We start from the raw sequence: 18,767 nt of genomic DNA, 5'->3' as shown, positions 1-18,767 counted from the left end.
ACCTGCTAGAACGTGGCCTCCACCGCGTGGATATCCCGCGCAGGTGAGCCCGCGTTCGCTTCCACGAGGGTCGGTGGACGAACGCAGGCACTGCATACGGCGGGTTGCCGCGCCCGACCGGGTGGTGACAGCTTCAGATTCCCAAGGGTGCCGCTGCCTCTCAAGAGGGCCTCTGTGCACGGCATTTGGACGGCCAGCGGCTGGGATTCAGCCGCTGTACACCCTGATTCAACGTTGCGACAGGAGAGTTCGACCTTGTGTCTACTTCTCATTCGCGTGTCGGCCTCGCGTCCGTATGCGCTGCGTCTTTGACGTTCTCGGGACTTGTTTTCACGGGGGTGCTCGCCGCGCAGCCGGCGGCCGCCGCGGACCCCGCCGGCTATCAGAACGTTCGGATCAACGAGGTCACCTCGTCGAACAACGACACGGTGGAGCTGTTCAACGCCGGATCAGCCACGGTGAGCATCAGCGGCTGGAAGATGTCCGACGACAGCTTCTCCGCGCAGTCCTTCAGCCCGTCCTCGACCACGATCCCTGCCGGGGGTTTCGTCACCTTCAACTCGCCCAAGGGACTCGGTGACTCGGACAAGCTGGTCCTCTACACGTCCGACGGCACGGTGGTCGACCGTGTCGAGTGGGCCACCGACAAGGCGAAGCCCGCGATGGCACGGTGCGGCGGCGACGGGACCGGGGCGTGGGTGACCACGACGGCGGCGTCGTTCGGGTCTGCGAACGCTGCGGGGTGCCCGTCGTCGGTGCCGGCGGCCAGTCAGGTGCGGATCAATGAGGTCACCTCGAACGGCTCGGATACCGTCGAGCTGCACAACGGCGGCGCCGGCGCAGTCAGTATCGGGTCGTGGAAGTATGTCGACGGCGACACCGGCCACTCCGCGGCGAGCGTCTCGTCGTCCTCGCCGAGCGCGACCAGCATCCCCGCGGGCGGCTACGCCACGTTCAACTCCAGCCTGGGCCTGGGTGACAACGACTCGCTGTTCCTGCTGGACAACAACGGCAACACGATCGACTCGGTGGCTTGGGCGACCGACGGCGCCAAGCCGTCCACCGAACGGTGCGCCGATGCCACCGGATGGTTCCAGACCGCCACGACTGCCACCCTCGGCAGCGTCAACTCCTGCTCCGGCTCCGGTGGGAACCCCGGCGACCCCGGTAACCCGGGTGGCGGCGGGGGCCACCTGCTGGGCGGCGGCGGCTCTCTCACCAAGAACTGCGCCCCCGAGGCTCCCTCCGGTTCGGGTTCGAAACCGTCGGGCACTCTGACGTGGCCGGGCGGTCTGGACGTCACGATCGCCGACAACGTCTGCGCGTTCACCACGTCCACCGGCCCCGAGGGCCGTGACCTGAGCGGGCTGGCGTTCGACCCGGCCAACCCGTCCGTGCTGTGGGCGGCGAAGAACAAGAACTGGCTGTACAAGCTGGTCAAGAGCAACGGCAAGTGGATACCGGACCCGTCGTGGAGCGCGACCGGCAAGCAGATCCGCTTCCTGGGCGGCTCCGGCGAGCCGGACTCCGAGGGCCTCACCGTCGGCGCGAACGGCCACATCTACGTCACCTCCGAGCGCGACAACGCCAAGAACACGGTCCCCAAGGACACGATCATGGAGTTCGACCCGGCCGCGTCCGGTTCGACCCTCATCCCGGTCCGCCAGTGGGACATGACCTCGCAGTTCCCCCAGCTCGACACCGGGAACAAGGACGACGCCAACCTGGGCTTCGAGGGCGTCGGTTACGTCCCGGACAGCTGGCTGACGGCGAACAGCTGGATCGACCCGCTCACCCACGCCGCCTACAACCCGGCGAACTACCCATCGCACGGCTCGGGCCTGTTCTTCGCCGGCCTGGAGTGGGACGGCACGCTGCACGTCTACGGCCTCAACTCCGACGGCTCGTTCACCACGTTCGGCACGATCACCACCGGTCAGCGCTCCGTGATGGACGTGTCCTTCGACGCCGCAACCCAGCGCATCGTCGCCAGCTGCGACAACACCTGCGGTGAGACGCACACCCTCATGAAGATCAACGCCAGTGGCGCGATCGTTCCCGACGTCACTTACACCAACCCCGCCGTCATGCCGACTGACAACCTGGAGGGCTTCGCCCTCGCCCCGGCCTCCACCTGCGTCAACGGCTTCCGTGAAGCCGTCTGGAGCGACGACGGCATCTACGGCTTCGGCTCCGGAAGCTCCTCCTACGGACACGCCGTCTACAGCGGCACCTTCCCCTGCTGACCCAGATCGGTCCGCACCCCCGCTGACACGGCTCCCGGAACGCAGACCGGGCAGGGTCCACGCCGCGCAGTGAGCGCACCAAGGCCACCCCCGCGGCCACAGAACGGGGCGGCCTCCACCCGGAGGCCGCCCCGTTCCGCGCTCTCGTCCTGCTACGGGGCGCAGGATCCTGCCGGGCGCCGTGTTCGGGCCGATCCTGGCCACCAGCACCATCGGCTCGGCCGGCATCATCCAGCAGATGCTCACCGGCACCATGCCCGGCGTCCCCCGCATCGACCTGGAGATCGTCGACGTCCGCGACCTCGCCGACATCCACTTCCGCGCCATGACCTCCCCCAAGGCCGCGGGTGAACACTTCCTCGTCACAGGTGAGTTCGCCTGGATGCTGGACATGGCCCGCGCCCTGAAGGAGGAGCTGGGCGAGGGCGGCGAACGGGTCTCCACCCAGGAGATCCCCGACGACGTGGTGTGCGCCATTCCCGCCATGGGTGAGATCGCCCCCGCCCTGGGGCGCCGTGACCGGCACAGCGGACGGCCTCGACTTGGGCGTCGGTGATGCGGGGGACGCCTGCCACTACGCGATCGGTACCTCATCCGCAGGCGTCACCGAGACTCACCGCACCCGCATCACCCGCGACTGCGCGCTCGCGGCGGCGCACACCCTGCCGGATGCGGGCACCCAGCCCGCCTTCATCTGCGTCTCCGGACGCAAGGCCGACAGCACCGAGCGGGGCTTCGTGATGTGGGCACGGGTCAGGGGCGCAGCTCACAACGCATTTCTCGCCCTTCCGATGCGCGCCCATGTGCTGCGGCCCGGCTACATCCGACTCCTCGACGACGCCCGCGCCTCCTCCGCGCCGGCGCGGGCCTTCTACGCGGCGACGAGCCCGCTCTTTCCGGTACTGCGCCGGGCCCTCCCCGACCGGGCCACCTCCACCACGGCCATCGAACGCGCGGCGATCGTCCTCGGCCGGCCCGAGAACATGGAGTCCACCATCGCGAGCAGCCGCGACATCAACCGGCTTGCCGGGATGTGACTTCGCGGCTGCTCGCGATGGTGGACTCCATGTTGCCTCGACAGCGGCGATGAGCGGCTTGTGCACCCTGGGCCCGGGTCGGTCCGGCGAGCCTCCGGTCGGCCACGACGGACACACCGTCGGTCAGAGGCCCGGCCGGACACAACGACGGCGACATGCCTGCCCTGCGACTCCTCCATGCCGGGGCCTCGCGGCGTTCACCCTCCTTGTGGCAGTGCTGCCGTCGGCAGCACTGCCACAAGGACCTCTATGTCAGATCGTGTCCGCGTCGACGACGAAGCGGTAACGCACGTCGCCTTGCAGCAGGCGCTCGTACGCCTCGTTGATCTGCTCGGCACGGATCAGCTCGATCTCGGCACCGAAGCCGTGCTGGGCACAGAAGTCCAGCATCTCCTGAGTCTCCGCGATGCCGCCGATCGCTGAACCGGCGAGGGACTTTCGGCCGATGATCACGGAGAAGAGGTTGAGGGAGATCGGCTCCTCGGGGATGCCCACGTTCACCAGGGCGCCGTCGGTCTTCAGCAGGGACAGGTAGGCGCCGAAGTCGAGTGGCGCCGAGACAGTGGAGAGGACAAGGTCGAAGGTGCCCTTCAGATCCTCGAAGGTCCGCGGGTCGCTGGTGGCGCGGTAGTGGTCCGCTCCCAGCTTCAGGCCGTCGTCCTGCTTGCGCAGGGACTGCGAGAGGACGGTCACTTCGGCGCCGAGGGAATGGGCGATTTTCACGGCCAGGTGGCCGAGGCCGCCCATGCCCAGGACTGCCACCTTCACGCCGGGGCCGGCTCCGAAGTGCCGCAGTGGTGAGTAGGTGGTGATACCGGCGCACAGCAGCGGTGCGGCGATGTCGAGGGAGAGTGCGTCGGGGATGCGGACCACGTAGTTCTCGTCGACGACAATGGCCCGGGAGTAGCCGCCGTAGGTGGGTCGGCCGTCCTTCCCGATCGCGTTGTACGTGCCGACCATCCCGCCACCCGTGCAGTACTGCTCGTTGCCGGCCTTGCAGTTCTCGCAGGTGCGGCAGGAGTCGACCATGCAGCCGACGCCCACTCGGTCGCCCGCCCGGAACTTGGTGACGCCGGGGCCGACCTCGGAGACGATGCCGGCGATCTCGTGGCCCGGCACCATCGGGAAGATGGACTTGCCCCAGCCCTCGTCGACCTGGTGGATGTCGGAGTGGCAGATGCCGACGTACTTGACAGCGATCTGTATGTCGAACTCGCCCACTGCACGACGTTCGATGGTGGTGCGCTCCAGCCGAGACTTGGGAGCGAGCGCGGCATAGGCCGTTGTGGTGGTAGTCATCTGAGATTCCCTGGATTTTAGAGGTTGCCGACAGCCGAATGGCGCGAGATCTGGTCACGGCTACGCCGATCCGGCGGCCGGGTGGAACAGAGCAATGGAGAAGCGGCAGCACGTGGCACCTCGGCCGGGCCCGGAGCCGTACGTGCGCTCGATACGTTTTCAGTGCCGCTCTTGCGAAGCTTCCGCTTACAGGTCCGTTGCGGCGAGTGACAGTTCCCACAGCCGCTCGGCGGCCTCCGGGTCGACCGCATACGGGGCCACGCCGCCGGGAGACTTCCCCACGGCCTCGGCCGACAGCTTCTCCCCCTCGTTGTTGTCCTCGAAATAGCGGCCGCCGATTCCGTCCAGCTGGGGTGAGGTCGCGACCAGGACGCTCGTGGCGGCGCCCTGAGCGACCGACTTGAACCGGAACGGCGCGCCCTGGAAGGTGCCGAATTCCCCGGCCGCCGCGGCTTCGCGCAGTTGTGCAAGTTGTTCCGGCTCCATGTGGCGAGTCAGGTTCGTCCCCAGGATGACGCCGGGGTGGACGGCGTTGGCGGTGATCCCCTCGGCTGCCCAGCGGTTCGTCGCCCCGACCGCGAAGAGGACGTTGGCCGTCTTGGACTGTCCGTAACCGAGTCGCGGGTCGTAGGGGCGGGAGGTGAAGTTGATGTCGTCGAACTCGACGGGTGAGGCATGGTGGCCTCGGGAGCTCAGCGACACGATGCGCGCGTCGCCGGCTGCCGCAAGCCCGTCGTGAAGGCCGAGCGCCAGCGCGAAGTGGCCGAGATGGTTGGCCGCGAACTGCAGCTCCCAGCCATCCGGCGTGCGATCGAGGGTAGGCAGCTGCATCACGCCGGCGTTGTTGACGAGGATGTGCAGGGGCCCCGTCCAGGCGCTCGTGAAGGCGGCGATCGACTCCTTGTCGGTGAGGTCGACGCGGCCGACATGGACGGCGTCGTTGCCGGTGGCCTCACGTATGCCGGCCGCCGCCCGCTCCCCGGCGTCCGTGTCGCGGACCGCGAGGGTCACCGACGCGCCGGCACCCGCGAGAGCGCGCGCGGTCTCGGTGCCGAGACCCGACGCGGCGCCGGTGACGACGGCGCGCTTGCCGGAAAGGTCAATACCTGCGACGACCTCGGCGGCCGTCGACTCTTCCCCGAAGGGGGTGCGGATGTACTGGGGTACTGGGTGAATGTCATGACCTCACGTCCTAGTCAGTCGGGTAATCAGGGAGGTGAATCTCGGCAGATTCGGGTTCGGATTGCCTCTCGGCGGCTCTGGCAGAGGGATGCCAATTCGCCGGAGGGACGAGGGCTTAAGCCAGCGACCGAAGAGTTCTAATCCCACCGATCGGATCCGTTACGCGACCGTAATTCCGGCCGGCTATCGAGTCCGGTCATCGCCGGATCCACGTGGCGAACGGTGCGCCACACGTGGCGTGAGTTTGTTTTGGCCCCAGTAGGAGGCCATACCTAATACACATGAGGAAACGGGTCTTACCCGTTTATCCGCCGACAGAAGAAAATGCTTTCGGAGCAACTTCCTGACGCACACAATTGGAGAATTTCCGCGCTCGGAGGTCGGCTGCCGATCAGTCGGGGCCCGGGGCTGCGTCGGTCACCCCCGGCAGGGGATCCGTCTGAAGGCCGGCATGGACACGCACAACGTCCCGGACATCTCCGAAGCATCCACGTGGCGCACGCTCGGGCCTGCCTGAAGTGGGTCGAGCGCATGGGCCGGAGCCGTCGCGGCGACGTCATGACCGCCGGGCACCGGCGAGAACATCGCGGCGGCCGCCGGAGGCGGTGGTCGGAGCACCATGCGGTGACTCGGGTACGAGGAAGAAGGTGAGCGCCATCGAGAGCAGGCCGATTCCGGCCGAGCCGAAGAACAGGAGCCGAGCCGAAGAACAAGAGGTGCCAGTCGGCGTGCTGGGCGACCAGGGCCGCGGCGGGCAGTCCGAGTGCGCTGCCCAAGCCGGTGGAGGAGCTCATGAGTACCGTGGCCGTTCCGAGCTTCTCGCGCGGCAGCCTGTCGCGCATGATGCCGATACCGAGGGAACGGCGCTGGTGGCGAAGCCCTGGAGGGCCCTGCCCGCGATCATGGTGACCAGGTCGTCGGTGAAGGCGCACAGCAGTGAGGCGGCCGTCGCGACGCGCTCGCGCAGAGCGGGCGTTCCGGGCGCCGCTACGGCCTTTCGGTCCCGTCCCCCGCGGCCGGCCCTGCCGGACACGTCCCGGACCGGGGCGGCCGGGCCGGTTGGCCTGGTGGGCCCGGTTGGAGGGTTACCGCTCCGGGGTCGGTTCCCGGGGTCCGGCAGGCTGTGCAGGACGTCGAGACCCTCCCCGTCCGCCTCACCGGCCCGCGCCGCGAAGTGGGATTCGACCGGCGTCTCCAGCCCGAGGTGTCGCTCGACGGGGAGTGAGGAGCAACTGCCCCGGACAGAGCCGTGGTACGTGCCGGTGGGTGATCAGGCGGACGGCGGGAGCGGGCCCCCGGTGAGCCGGTCTCACCCGGTTTTCGGACGGAGCCGTGCCGCGACGCCGGCGCCCGCGAGGGAGAGCGCCGCCAGCGGGAGGAGGACGGCCGTGAAGGCGCCCTTCGCGCCGCCGAGGGCGGCGAAGGCGGTGCCCGCGGCGGCGACGAGGACGACGCTGGACAGGGCGTCGGAGACCTGGAGCGCGGCGGAGTTGGCACCGGCCTCGGAGGGCGGCGAGAGCTTGAAGAGGATGACACTCAGGGAGGAGATGACCAGGCCCGCGCCCAGGCCGCCCACCGCCCACGCGGCGGCCGCGCTCCAGGCGGGGGCGGAGTCCAGGAGCGGCAGGGCGGCACCGGCGATCGCGGCGGCCATGAGGAAGGTGCCGAGGACGACCATGCGCTCGCGGTGGGCCTCGAAGCGGGGGCGACCCTGGATCCAGGAGCCGATGCCCCAGGTGACGCCGCCGCCTGCCAGGGAGAGCCCGGCGAGCGTCGGGGACATGTGCCGCTGCGTGACGAGCATCAGCGGGACGAAGCTCTCCGCGCCCAGGAACGTGCCGGAGGCCACACCGCGCAGCAGCACCACGGACGGCAGTCCACGGGCCGCGCGGAAGGTGCCGGGGGGCAGCAGTCTCAGCGCGGCCGGGACGACGAGCGCGGCGCCCGCCGCCGCGAAGAGCAGCGACAGCGGACGCAGGTCCTGTCCGGCGTACTGGAGCAGTCCGGCGCCGGCGGAGACGGCGAGAGCCAGGCCCAGCCGACGGCGGTCGGGGGCCGCGCGGTCGTCCGGAGGCCGCTGCAGGGACGCGCGGCGCAGCGCGGGCAGGCCGACGAGCAGGGGGAGCACGACGAGCACGGGGATGGCGAGGAAGACCCAGCGCCAGCCGAACTGCTCGGTGACCGTGCCGGCCACGAGCGGGCCGATTATGGAGGGCAGCACCCAGGACGCGGCGAAGGCGGCCATCACGGCGGGCCGCAGGCGTTCGGGGTAGGCGAGGCCGACGACGACGTACAGGGCGACGATGACGAGCCCGCCGCCGATGCCCTGCACGGCGCGTCCCAGCACGAACGGCCACATGGACTGGGCGGTGCCGGAGACGACCAGTCCGGCGGCGAAGGCGCCGATGCCGGTGACCAGCGGCGCCAGTGGGCCGGTGCGGTCTGACCACTGGCCGCTGACGACCATCGCGAACAGCGAGGTGGTGAAGTACCCGGAGAAGGCGAAGGCGTACAGCGGCAGCCCGTCCAGCTCACGCGCGGCGACGGGCATCGCCGTGCCGACGGCGGTGGCTTCGAAGGCGATGAGCAGGACGACCGAGACCATCGCGAGGGTCAGCGCGCGGTAGCGGCCGCCCAGAACGGTGTCGGTGCCGGTGTCCTGGGCGGCGAGGGGCATGCCTGCACGGCCGGATACCGGCTCGGTTTCTACGGTGGTCACCACGAAAGGGTAAGGGGTCAATCGGGCCCTTACTCCTGGCAGGCCGGTCGGCCTCCCGGCCGGAAGACCGCACTTCACGGCCTGTGGGCCCCCTTCTTTGCGGGGTGATCCCCGTCACGCGGCAGACGGGTGGCCCAGCGCCGACTCGGGATCGCGGTACGGGCACCGGGAGCGCGGCGAGAGGCCTGTCGGGCAGGGCCTCGCTCCCGCCCCGACCGCCCTGCCCAGGAGGGCGGACGGGGACGAGAACGCCGAACGGACGCCTGCACCCGGACCGCGCTCCTGCACGCGGCCCGATCGGCCACACGTGTCCACCGGCGACGTCGCCGGACCCGTGAAGGGATCAGGAGCGGTTGGTCCAGTCCCAGTTGCGACGGGAGTACTGCAGGGTGAAACCGGCCCGGAGCAGGTTCTGGTACGACGAGTTGTGCGTGCCCGGCGGCTCGTCGAACGTCTCCACGACGAGCGTCCGGCAGCCCGCGTCCTTCGCCGCGCGCACCCTGGCCGCGATCAGGGCGGACTGGGCGCCGCGTCCACGGGCCGCGGGCATGGTGCAGCCCGCGAAGAGGCTCCCCACCTCACCGGCGACGCGCAGGGTCGCCATCGCGACGACGGTGCCGGCCTCACGGACCGCGAAGGTGTGCCAACCGGGTCGGCCGACCGAGGCGGCCGCCATCTCCTGCGTGCCCTGAGCGGGCATGCCCATGGCCGGCGGCAGTACCGCGGCCCATTCGGCGGCATCGGACCGGTCCACCGGTCCCACCGTGAGGCCTTCGTCCAGCTCCGCACGCGCGGCGGCGACCAGAGCCGACTCGACGTCGACGGCGAGCTTGCGGATGGAATGGCTGCCCTCGATGCCGAGCTTCTCGCAGATGAACGGCCAGTCCTCGGGGATCACCGAAGGGGCCAGCTGGATCGTGGCGCGCGGGACGTCACGCTCGCGGTAGAAGGCGATGACCTGTTCCATGAGGTCGAGGGTCACGGGTTCGTCGAAGCCGAACCCGAGGGCCTTGTTCCAGTAGTTGCTGGGGTCGTCGCGCATGGCCAGCACGACTCCGCCGCCCAGCCTTGTCGCGGCCAGTCCCCAGGTGGAACGGGCGGGTTCGGCGACCCCCGCCTCGTACTCGTACATCTCCTCGGCCTCGGTCTTCTCGAGGATTTCGGGGGAGATCTCCGACGTCATGGCGTGTCCTTCGCGTCGTGGGTGGGTGGGGAGGTCCGGCGATGCCGCCGGGCGGGTCCCCCGGTGGTGTGCGTCGACCGGGGCGGCATCGCGGGCTGCCCGCCCGCGTACCGCCTCCTGACCGTGCACGAAGTCGAGGACGGCCGTGGCGAACAGGGCCGGTTCCTCGATGTGCCCGAAGTGACCGCTGCCGCTCAGTTCGCACAAGCGGGCGTCCGGGAGCGCGTCGTGCATCTGCCGCGCCCACTTCGGCGGGCAGATGAAGTCGTGGGCGCCGACGATCACGAGCGCCGGGGTGCCGATCGCGCCGAGTCTGTCGCGTACGTCCCAGTCGGCCGGGAGCCGGTTCGGGTCGTGGGTACCGCGCAGTCGCGGGCTCCCACCCGTCCGGCCCGCCGTCTCACAGTGGTCGGCGAAGTAGGCGGGCAGGATCGCGCGCAGGTAGGCGGCATAGCCGTCGTGGTCGGTGACCTTCCGTGTCCTGGTCACGTTGACCTCGTCCCAGACCCGACGGGCCTCGGCCGCCTCCGGGCGGTCCGCCCGGCGCCGCGCGAAGGCCGCCATCTCCCGGGTGGCGGTCTCCCTCAGTTCGCGGCCGTTCAGGGGTGCGGTGTCGTAGAGGACCAGGCCGTCGAGACGCTCCGGGTGATCCAGAGCGAACTGGAGGCCGACGAAGCCGCCGTGCGAATGGCCCAGGAAGTACGCTGTCGGAGCGCCGAGGTCGTCCAGGACGGCCGCCGCGAAGCCCGCGTACCGGGACATCGAGTAGTCGCCGTCGGGCAGCAGGTCGCTGTCACCGGAGCCGACGGGGTCGATGTGGACCATCGTCATCCGGCTTTCGAGATCGGGCATACGGAGGTACTCAGGGTGCACTCCGGGGCCGCCCGAGTGCACGAGACACACGGGCCCGGCGCCGGCGACCCGGTACACCTGGCGCACCCCGTCGACGACGAGTGTGCGCGGGGCGGCCCTGCCGGTCTGTGCCGGCGTCTCACGTGGGGAGCGGTGGTTCGGTGCGTTCGGTGCTTTCACACCCACGAGATGCGGCGGGTTCCGGGAAAGTTCGAAGGAGGAGGAAAATTTCTTCAGCGGCCGCGCGGATGGTGCAGGCGGATCCTTCCGAACCGGCCCTTCTCCATGAAGTGCACCCAGACCACGCCCGGCGGGCAGTGGAACGGATCCTCCGGAGGGCTGATCAGGGCCGCCTCCCAGATCACCACGTCCCGGCTCGCCACCACGTTCAGCAGCTCGTGGCGGACGCCGTCGGACAGGTCCCGGTCCATGGAGCCGGGGAGGTAGTCGATGCCCGTGCGCTTGCCGGTCGGCCAGGCGATGTCGGTGCGAGGCGACCACCACTCCGCGAGGGCCGAGGCGAGCCGGCCGTCGTGGGCCGACGCCATGGTCGTCTCGGCGATCCTGCGGTGCAACGCCGTCAGCGCGGCGGCATCGTCGTAGGTACGCTCCGCCTGGGCCAGCAGCGCCTCGGCCAGCTTCTTCCGTGCCTGGCTGAGCCGACTGCGCACGGTTCCGACGGGCGTGCCGCACAGCGCCGCGATGTCCTCGTAGGACGTGGCGGAGGTGAAGTACCGCAACATCGCGACCAGTCGCAACGGGGGCGAAAGATCCTCCAACGCGGTCCAGACCCAGTCTCGCAGCGCATGCCGCTCAAGGACTTCGGCGGGGTCCGGCGGACCGTCCTGCCGGCGCTCGGCGAGCACGGTCGCGGGGTCGGCCACCAGGAGGTCCGACCCGGTGCGCAGCCGGGCGCGGCACAGGTTGCGCACCACCGTCCGCAGCCACGGGCCGACGGCGTCGGGGTCCCGTACGTCGCCTATGCGTCGCAGCGCGACGAGCGCCGCTTCCTGTACGGCGTCCTCGGCGTCCGGGCCATGGCCCAGCACCGCGAGCGCCACCGCGTACATGCCGGCCCGGTGCCTGGCGAGCAGGAGACCGAGGGACCCCGCGTCTCCCGCGCACGCCGCGTGCACCAGTTCGGAGTCGCGCGGCCCCGCGTCGGCCAGAAGATCGGTCATGGTCCGACGTCAGCCCTGCGCCCGCGGGCACGGTGAGGGCCGATGCATCGCCCGTGTCCGAATCACACGCAAATAATACCCGGGGCCGCGCCCTGGCCCTCAGGGCCCCGACGGGACCGCGGAGGGCAGGGGGGCCGGGCCGGTGGGGGCGGGGGTGGGGGTGGGGCTGGAGTGCTGGGCGGGGGGTGCCGGGTGGGGGCGGTGCGGGGTGGTGGAGGACAGGAGGAGGGCGAAGGCGGCCGCGGCCGCCGCGGCGGCGGTGACGGCGGTGCCGATGGTCAGCATCCGCCGGACCCGGCGTGTGCCCCAGGTTCTTCCGGCGGGCGGGCGGGCCGGTGACAGGTCGTGGCTGCTGATGAGCTGCCCGCGCGCTTCCAACGCGGCGCGCAGCCGTTCCTCGATCGGTGCGGGAGTGTTCATCGGTCCACCTCCAAGAGCTTTTCCAGGGTGGCGAGCGCACGGCTCGCGGTGGACTTGACGGTGCCGCGGGAGATGCCGAGGGTCTCGGCGATCTGCGCCTCGGTCAGGTCGGACCAGTAACGCAGGACCAGGACTTCGCGCTGGCGGGCGGTGAGCCGGGCCAGGGCGTCGAAGACCTGCCGGTGTTCCTCGGCGAGCAGCAGCGGTTCGTCGACCGGTGCCCCTGGTCCCTGGTGGGGCGGGGTGTACGTGCGCGCGGTGCGCCGGCGGCGCAGGACCGAGCGGGCGGCGTTGACCACCGCGGTGTGGAGGTAGGCGTGCGCGTCCTGGAGGTCGTCCAGGCGTTCGCCGTGCCGGCGGCAGACGGCGGCGAAGGCGTCCTGGACGACGTCCTCGGCGGTGTGCAGGTCGTCCACCAGGAAGGTCGCCAGGCGGACCATGTCGAGCCGACGCGTCCGGTACAGGTCGGCGAGTGTGGGGGCATCGTCCTCGCCGTCCCGGCCGGCCACCGGACGCGGGTGTCCGAATCGTCGGCCGGTGTACGGCGTGCCCGCTGCCGGGGACGGGGTGGTCCGGGCGCGGCGCAGTAACCGGGCCCACCAGGGCAGGGCAAGGGTGAGCTGCATCGTCCTCGTTCGGATCAGGGGTACGGCGGGGCCGGCACTGGTACGGCCCCGCCGTCCTCGTGGTCGGTGGCTCAGCGGCCGGTGGTACCCGGGTAGGGCTTGCCGTTCTCGTCACCGGGAACGGGGACCGGGTTCCCGTGGCCGGAGCCGTGCGTGCCCGGGGTGGAGGGGACCGGCTTCGGGTAGGGCTTGCCGTTCTCGTCACCGGGAACCGGGACCGGGTCACCGTGGCCGGAGCCGTGCGTGCCCGGGGTGGAGGGGACCGGCTTCGGGTAGGCCGGTGCCGACTTGGCCGGGTGCGCGTGGGCGGCGGTGGCCGCCTGGGCGGCGAAACCGCCGCCCACCACGAGGGCGAGGCCGGCGGCCGGTCCCCACACCCAGGCGCGCAGGGGCTGGTTCGGCTTCTTCACGCGGGCATGCCGCATACAGACCACTCCAAGGAGTTCTTGAGACACGTTGACAGGCCGGGCAGCTCCGGGACCGCAACTGCCGTCCCGGAAACCGCCCTTCACCCCACCAGACGTGCGGCCCTCACCGAGGTTGTCGCCACCCGTGAGGAAAGTTCGGGACCCGTCACGGGCGGACGGTCGCGGGGTGCTGCCGCCTGGCTTGCCGGAGCGCCACCGCGGCCGGCCCTGATCGGTACGGGACGAGCCTCAGAGGGTGTGGGGCGGTGTGCGTCCGTCGGCGAGCGCCTGCTCGGTGCGCCGGGACGCGTACATCTGCGGGAAGAGCTGCCGGACTCCGGTGGTGTTCAGGATGCGTTCCAGGAACGGGGGCGGGTTGTCGAGGTGCAGCCGTATGTGTCGCGCGGTGGTCTTGCGGTGGATCGTCAGCAGGGTGGAGAGGCCCATGGAGTCGCAGAACCGGAGTTCCGCGCAGTCGAGGTGCAGGTCGGTCAAGTCCGGCTGCCCCGCGAGGCATCGGTCGGTGTGCTGGAGGAGTTCGTCGCTGGTCTCGTAGTCGAGTTCACCGACGAGGTGGAGGTGTGCGGTGCCCGGGCCGGCTTCAGCGGTGAGGGTGAAGGAGGGGTGGGGCAGGGCGGTCATGCGGGTGCTCCGGGGTGTGTGCCGGCTGGTGCGGGTGCGTTGTCCAGGGCCCGGCGGGCCTGGTCGATCAGCCGGGTGGATCGGGGGAAGTCCTTGAGTTCGGTTGCCAGGGTGTTCAGGGCGGGGTGCAGGGACCGGGCGGGGACGTGGCGTGCGCTGAGGATGCCTGCGGTCCAGGTGATGAACGTGGTGAAGAGGTCGTCGTCATCGGTGTAGAGGGCGACGGTCAGGAACTCGACGATGTGCGCGATGTCCTCAGCGGTGCGTTCGCGCTGGTGCGCGGTGTAGGCGGCCATCGCGGGGAAGCCGGCCTCGAGCTGTGTGAGGACTTCCTTGACCAGTTGTCCCTGGGACCGGGCCACGAGGGTGTACTCCTGGTCGGCCAGGTGGGGCAGGTCGTCGATCTGCTGCCGGCCGGTGGCGAGGTCGGGGGCGGGGATGCCGTCGGCGAGTCGCCGGGCCGCGGCGCGTGCGTCCGGGGCCCAGGCGTTGGCCCCGAGCAGACGGGCGTAGCGGCCGTCGGTCCCGAAGGCGGCCCCGCCCACGAGAACGGGTACGCCGATGGCCTGGCAGGCGGTGATCGCGGCGTGGGCGGCGGGCAGTCGGCTGGGTATCGAGGAGGAGAGCGCGACCGCGTCCGCACCGCTGTTGTGGAGGTGGGCGATGAGGTGGGGAGTGGGTACCTGGGCGCCGAGGAAGTCGACCTGCCAGCCGCGCAGGGTGAGGACCTCGGCGAGGAGGCGGGCGGGCAGGGCGTGCCATTCCTGGTCCACGCAGGCCACGGTGACGCGGCTCCGGGTGGGCGGGGTGCGGGTGGCGGGGTGGTGGGCGAGGGCGGCGATGATGCGTTCGGTGATGGCGCTCGCCGCGTGTTCCTGCGCCACGCTCATACGGTTGGCCGCCCACTCCGTGCCGACTCTCGCCTGTACGGGGGCGATGACGTCCAGCAGGATCGCTTCCGCGCTCAGGCCGTCCTCCAGGGCGGCGAAGACGACGTCCGCGGCCCGGTATTCGTCACGGCCGGTCACGGCGGTCCAGAGCAGGCCTCGCAGGGCCTGGGTGCCGACGGTGTCGGGGCCGTGCCCTGTCACGCGGTGTACCTGCCTCGGGTGTGGCCGTCCACGGCGCTGAGCCGGGTCGTGCGGGGGGCGCTGATCGCGACGACGGCCATGTCGTCGTGGCCGGCGTCGCGCAGCCACTGGGAGGCGAGCATCTGGATGTGCTCGACGACGGCCTCCGCGGGCATGTCGGCGCACTCCGAGAGGGCTCGTTTCAGGCGCTCTTCGCCGAACAGCTCGTCGCCGCGCGGTCCGCCGCGGGCCTCGGTGAATCCATCGGTGTAGAGCAGGCAGGTCTCGCCCGGTCGCAGGACGACGTCGGCGGAGTGCACCGCGATCGTCCGGAGGGCTCCGATCAGGGTCCCGTGGGTGGGAACCTCCTCGACGCCGCCCCCCGCACGGACCACCAGGGGCACGGGGTGGCCCGCCGAGGTGAGGCGCAGCCGCACGTGGTCGTCGGTGCGTTGCACCGAGGCCATCACCATGGTCGCGAAGCGGGCGTGGTGGGAGGTCAGGAGCGCGCCGTTGAGGAGCTCGAGCATCCGCCCGTGATCGTCGGCCATCGGCAGGAGCGCCTGCAGGGTGTTGCGGATCTTGCCGGTCAGGACCGCCGCGTCCAGGCCCTTGCCGCACACGTCGCCCAGGACCACCAGCGACGCGTCGGCCGGGGTGCTGCCGGGGTGGACGTCGTAGAAGTCGCCGCCCACCCGCTCCCTGGCTCCGGCCGGCCGGTAGCCGCCGGCGATCTCCACCCCGTTGAGCCGTCGCAGTCGCGGGGGCAGCAGATCGCGCATCAGGGTCTGCGTTATGGCGCTCTGCTCGCTGTAGAGGAGGGCCGCGGACAGGGCCGCGCCGGCGCGGGCGGCGAACAGCCGGGCGAAGATCTCCTCGTTCTCGCTGAACGCGGCGTGGTCCGCCACGCGCAGCAGGATCAGCGCCCCGGCGGGCACGCCGTGGCCGGGCAGAGGGGTCACGACGACGGACCCGATCGTTCCGCCGAAACCGTCCGGGACGATCCAGTCGGGCAGTGTCGTGGGGTCGATCCAGCGTGAGGCCACCGGGGGGAACCCCTGCAGCGCCTCGCTGAGGCCCGGGACGAGGGACGGGTCGGCCGTGATCAGGGCGCGGGTGACGTCCTGGCCCGCGATCGCGGTCGCGACGGGCATCTTCCTGCGGGACGACGGGGTGACGACGATCGCCACGTCCGCGAGATGTTCGGCGGCCAGCTGCGCGGTGGCGGCCATGCACCGCTCGGTGTTCAACGAGGCGAGCAGGACATTGGACGCCTCCGCGAGGAATCGGGTGCGTTCGCGCTCGGTGGCGAGCGCGTCCTCGGCGAGCCGCCGGTCGGTGTCGTCGACCAGCCACCACACCACGTTTCCGCCCTGGTCCCGGGTGGGGTGCGCCACGAAGCTGCGCTCCGCGATCCGCCCCGACACCGGGGCGAGGACCTCGACGTCCTGGTGGCCGCGGGCCGCCCGCGCGGGTACGAGCACGTCCTGGTGGGCGTCCGCCAGCCACCTCGGAGCCGCGTCCGACATGCCGGCTCCCGGTACCGCGCCGTCCAGCAGGAGGGAGGCGGCGGGGTTGACTTCCACGACGCCGCCCGCCGCGTCGGCCACGATCACGGGGCAGGGGGCCAGAGCCCACAGGCCGGACGTACGGTGCTGCTCGGTTCCGGTCACGCGGATGCCCTCGGTAGAGGCCATGAAGAGGGCCCGCCCGGGGCGAACCGCACCACCTTTCCCACTGGAGAAATACTTGCCTTGCGGCAAGCATCGACCAGGCACGTCATCGATGGCAACCCACCCCCGCGGGCGACCTGCCCCGGGGGGTGTGCAGCGAGGCGTCACTCACAGCGCGGATTCGAAACCTTCACAGGACGGTCATAGGTCCGGCGTCCGGGAGTGAGCGGGCCGGCCGTGCCAGTCCAGGCACATCACCAGGGAGTCGTCCACGGCCGGGCTGGAGCCGCGGTACCCGAGCAGCTCCTCCAGCATCGCTCGGGGCACCTGCGAGGCGGGCAGCAGACGGGTATGGGTGATGGACGCGGCCAGCGCGCGCAGGCTGTACTTCTCACCACCCGGAGACAGTGCGTCGTAGACGCCGTCGCTGATGAACAGCAGACGGTCCCCCGGTTCGACGTGGAAGTGCTGGGCGACGTAGACGGTGTCCTCGAACATGCCCAGCGGCAACTGCGCTTCCAGCTCGATGGCCTCGATCGTTCCTCTGCGCACCCGCCATACGCGCGGTGAACCCGCGTCGATGATCTCCACGTCCCCGGTCGGGAGGTGGAACCGGAGCAGCAGCGTCGACAGGTACTGGCTTCCCCGGTGCTGCCCGTAGACGGCCTGGTCGGCCAGATAGGCCTGATCGGCCAGGTCCAGGCCGGCTCTGCGGGCATTGCGCAGGGCGTTGATCCCGAGGTTCGTCAGCAGCGCGGCGTCGATTCCCTCGCCCATGCCGTTGCTGACGGTCACATACAGGTCATCGGTCGAGGCCGACCAGTCGAAACTGTCGCCGAAGATCGCGTACGCGGGTTCCAGCTGGGCGCCGAGGCTGTACTCGGGCCGGGCGCACGAACGTCCCGGCAGCAGCTGCCACTGCATCTCGGCGGCCAGGGTCAGCCGCTCCGCCCGGCGCGCCTGCAGGAACAGATCGGTGTCCCGCTCGGCGACGACCACCTCGTGCGCCAGCGCGTCGGCGCACTCCTGGAGATCCTCCATGACGTCCTTCGCGATGCCGTCCTCGCCCTCCCCCGTGACCGGCAGGGTGACGCTCAGGATTCCCAGCCGGTCCCCCCGGACGCTGACCGGCAGGTGAGCCGTCACCGTGGACGCCGGTCCGTCGTACACGCAGTACGGTTCCTGGGCGCCGAACGCGCGGCCCGGAGCACCGGCGTGAGCGGAGACCGGTGGGCGGGTGGTGGGCAGTATCCCCACGGGCTGCAGCTTCGTCATGGCGTAGTCGGCCATCAACAGCTCCACCCTCCGGGCTTGATGGCGGCGCTCGATCAGGCGGCGGATCACGTCAAAAATCTCATGGGGCGCGGCCTCGCGCAGGGAACGCTCGACCGTGCTGGGTCTGTCCACCGGTGCCGGTCCTTCTTTCCTTGACATATCTTCATCTGTGCGACTGTCCGTATCGACCAGCCGGAACGAGCACAAGAGGCTCACGCGGGAGTGTCACATGCGCAAGGCCCCCAGCTCCCTCCACCAGCACGCCTCCCCCGCCCTGCCCGAGATCGGCCTTGTCCTCGAACTGCTCGAGATCGCCTGGGAGCGTGGCCGCGGCACGCTCAGCACCGCGCCGCTCTCCACCGCTCAGACCCGCGTGATGTACATCATCGAGCGCGAACCCGGCATCAATCTGAGCACGCTGGGCCGCCACCTCTCGGCAGCCGCGCCGTCCGTCACCCGCCTCTGCGACCGCCTCCAGGCAGCCGGATATCTCCGCCGGACCCCACGCCCCGAGGACCGCCGCGAGATGCAGCTGGAACTCACCGACAGCGGTGTCGCGCACCTGCGCAAGCTGAGGCTCCGCCGGGAACAGGTGCTCCACCAGGCCATGAACCGCATGACCCCCGACGCGCAGCACGCCCTCGTCACCGGACTGAGCGCACTGTGCGACGCCGTCGGCGAACCCGCCCTCACGATCGACCGCGAGGAATCCGCCTGAGCCGCGGCCGTCAAGACCGCGGCCGTCGAACCGGCCTTACGGCTGAGACGACGGGCCCTACGGATTCGGTCGGGGAAATCCGGATGCGCTCGGGTCCGGAATGAACTCACCACCGAATGACGCCTGAGCGCATGCCTTCAAGTCACGGGCGTCGGCGAGTCGTTGTCGCTCGTGCCGATCTCGACTCGGCCCAGGATTCACTGCGCCCGGCCTCGGTCGGTTCTCGCCGGTTCCACG

The 18,767-nt window shown here is 70.7% G+C and carries 16 protein-coding genes and 1 pseudogene; 4 read left to right on the top strand and 13 right to left on the bottom strand.

The genetic code is table 11. The features are described 5' to 3' along the window. Nucleotides 1-308: 308 nt before the first annotated feature. The 3 genes from OG776_RS37340 (at nucleotide 309) to OG776_RS37330 (ending at nucleotide 3,283) form a co-directional block, all read left to right on the top strand. On the top strand, nucleotides 309-2,246 hold the full coding sequence (locus OG776_RS37340) for a lamin tail domain-containing protein (protein WP_261994575.1): 1,938 nt from the start codon (nucleotides 309-311) through the stop codon (nucleotides 2,244-2,246). Between the two features lie 181 nt (nucleotides 2,247-2,427). After that, a complete protein-coding gene (locus tag OG776_RS37335) occupies nucleotides 2,428-2,802 on the top strand; it encodes a hypothetical protein (protein WP_261994576.1) in 375 nt (124 codons plus the stop codon). After that, nucleotides 2,762-3,283, top strand: coding sequence for an epimerase (locus OG776_RS37330; RefSeq protein WP_148009641.1), 522 nt, complete (start codon nucleotides 2,762-2,764; stop codon nucleotides 3,281-3,283). The genes OG776_RS37335 and OG776_RS37330 overlap by 41 nt, the downstream gene beginning before the upstream one ends. Nucleotides 3,284-3,535: 252 nt before the next feature. On the opposite strand, the gene OG776_RS37325 is transcribed toward OG776_RS37330, so the two are convergent. The 13 genes and pseudogenes from OG776_RS37325 to OG776_RS37265 all read right to left on the bottom strand — a co-directional run bounded on the left by OG776_RS37325 (nucleotide 3,536) and on the right by OG776_RS37265 (nucleotide 17,944). Further along, the gene (locus tag OG776_RS37325) at nucleotides 3,536-4,582 is read right to left on the bottom strand and encodes an NAD(P)-dependent alcohol dehydrogenase (protein ID WP_148009642.1); all 1,047 of its coding nucleotides are present in this window, start codon (nucleotides 4,580-4,582) and stop codon (nucleotides 3,536-3,538) included. A 186-nt stretch (nucleotides 4,583-4,768) separates the two neighbouring features. After that, nucleotides 4,769-5,737, bottom strand: a complete 969-nt coding sequence (locus OG776_RS37320; protein ID WP_148009643.1) for an SDR family NAD(P)-dependent oxidoreductase — start codon at nucleotides 5,735-5,737, stop codon at nucleotides 4,769-4,771. A 637-nt stretch (nucleotides 5,738-6,374) separates the two neighbouring features. Then, a pseudogene (locus tag OG776_RS37315) lies at nucleotides 6,375-6,719 on the bottom strand (MFS transporter); the annotation flags it as partial. Nucleotides 6,720-7,073: 354 nt separating this feature from the next. Continuing rightward, nucleotides 7,074-8,441 (bottom strand): MFS transporter, encoded by a 1,368-nt coding sequence (locus OG776_RS37310; RefSeq protein WP_261994577.1) that lies wholly within the window; start codon nucleotides 8,439-8,441, stop codon nucleotides 7,074-7,076. Nucleotides 8,442-8,826: 385 nt separating this feature from the next. Continuing rightward, a complete protein-coding gene (locus OG776_RS37305) occupies nucleotides 8,827-10,560 on the bottom strand; it encodes an alpha/beta fold hydrolase (protein WP_329323808.1) in 1,734 nt (577 codons plus the stop codon). A gap of 191 nt (nucleotides 10,561-10,751) precedes the next feature. Next, nucleotides 10,752-11,699, bottom strand: a complete 948-nt coding sequence (locus tag OG776_RS37300) for an RNA polymerase sigma factor (RefSeq protein ID WP_148009645.1) — start codon at nucleotides 11,697-11,699, stop codon at nucleotides 10,752-10,754. A gap of 99 nt (nucleotides 11,700-11,798) precedes the next feature. Then, nucleotides 11,799-12,119 (bottom strand): hypothetical protein, encoded by a 321-nt coding sequence (locus OG776_RS37295; RefSeq protein WP_329323306.1) that lies wholly within the window; start codon nucleotides 12,117-12,119, stop codon nucleotides 11,799-11,801. Next, entirely contained in the window at nucleotides 12,116-12,745 is a 630-nt protein-coding gene (locus OG776_RS37290) for a SigE family RNA polymerase sigma factor (protein WP_148015077.1), read from the bottom strand. Before OG776_RS37290 ends, OG776_RS37295 begins: the two co-directional genes overlap by 4 nt. 71 nt (nucleotides 12,746-12,816) lie before the next feature. Then, the gene (locus OG776_RS37285) at nucleotides 12,817-13,155 is read right to left on the bottom strand and encodes a hypothetical protein (protein WP_148015078.1); all 339 of its coding nucleotides are present in this window, start codon (nucleotides 13,153-13,155) and stop codon (nucleotides 12,817-12,819) included. A 246-nt stretch (nucleotides 13,156-13,401) separates the two neighbouring features. After that, nucleotides 13,402-13,794 (bottom strand): STAS domain-containing protein, encoded by a 393-nt coding sequence (locus tag OG776_RS37280; protein ID WP_329323305.1) that lies wholly within the window; start codon nucleotides 13,792-13,794, stop codon nucleotides 13,402-13,404. After that, nucleotides 13,791-14,885, bottom strand: a complete 1,095-nt coding sequence (locus OG776_RS37275; RefSeq protein ID WP_443077308.1) for a cobalamin B12-binding domain-containing protein — start codon at nucleotides 14,883-14,885, stop codon at nucleotides 13,791-13,793. Before OG776_RS37275 ends, OG776_RS37280 begins: the two co-directional genes overlap by 4 nt. Further along, nucleotides 14,882-16,561, bottom strand: coding sequence for a PP2C family protein-serine/threonine phosphatase (locus OG776_RS37270; RefSeq protein WP_329323303.1), 1,680 nt, complete (start codon nucleotides 16,559-16,561; stop codon nucleotides 14,882-14,884). Before OG776_RS37270 ends, OG776_RS37275 begins: the two co-directional genes overlap by 4 nt. A 177-nt stretch (nucleotides 16,562-16,738) precedes the next feature. Continuing rightward, nucleotides 16,739-17,944 carry a PP2C family protein-serine/threonine phosphatase gene (locus OG776_RS37265; RefSeq protein WP_148008349.1) on the bottom strand — a complete coding sequence of 402 codons (1,206 nt, stop codon included), beginning with the start codon at nucleotides 17,942-17,944 and terminating at the stop codon, nucleotides 16,739-16,741. A 97-nt stretch (nucleotides 17,945-18,041) separates the two neighbouring features. Between OG776_RS37265 and OG776_RS37260 the strand changes: the two genes are divergently transcribed. Then, complete coding sequence (locus tag OG776_RS37260) at nucleotides 18,042-18,530, top strand: MarR family transcriptional regulator (protein WP_148008348.1); 489 nt, start codon at nucleotides 18,042-18,044, stop codon at nucleotides 18,528-18,530. The last annotated feature ends 237 nt before the right edge of the window (nucleotides 18,531-18,767 follow it).

The sequence above is a fragment of the Streptomyces sp. NBC_01689 genome, from assembly GCF_036250675.1.
Classification (GTDB): domain Bacteria; phylum Actinomycetota; class Actinomycetes; order Streptomycetales; family Streptomycetaceae; genus Streptomyces.
Note: the sequence above shows the minus strand (reverse complement) of the source record. Positions and strands in the feature narration are given on the sequence as shown.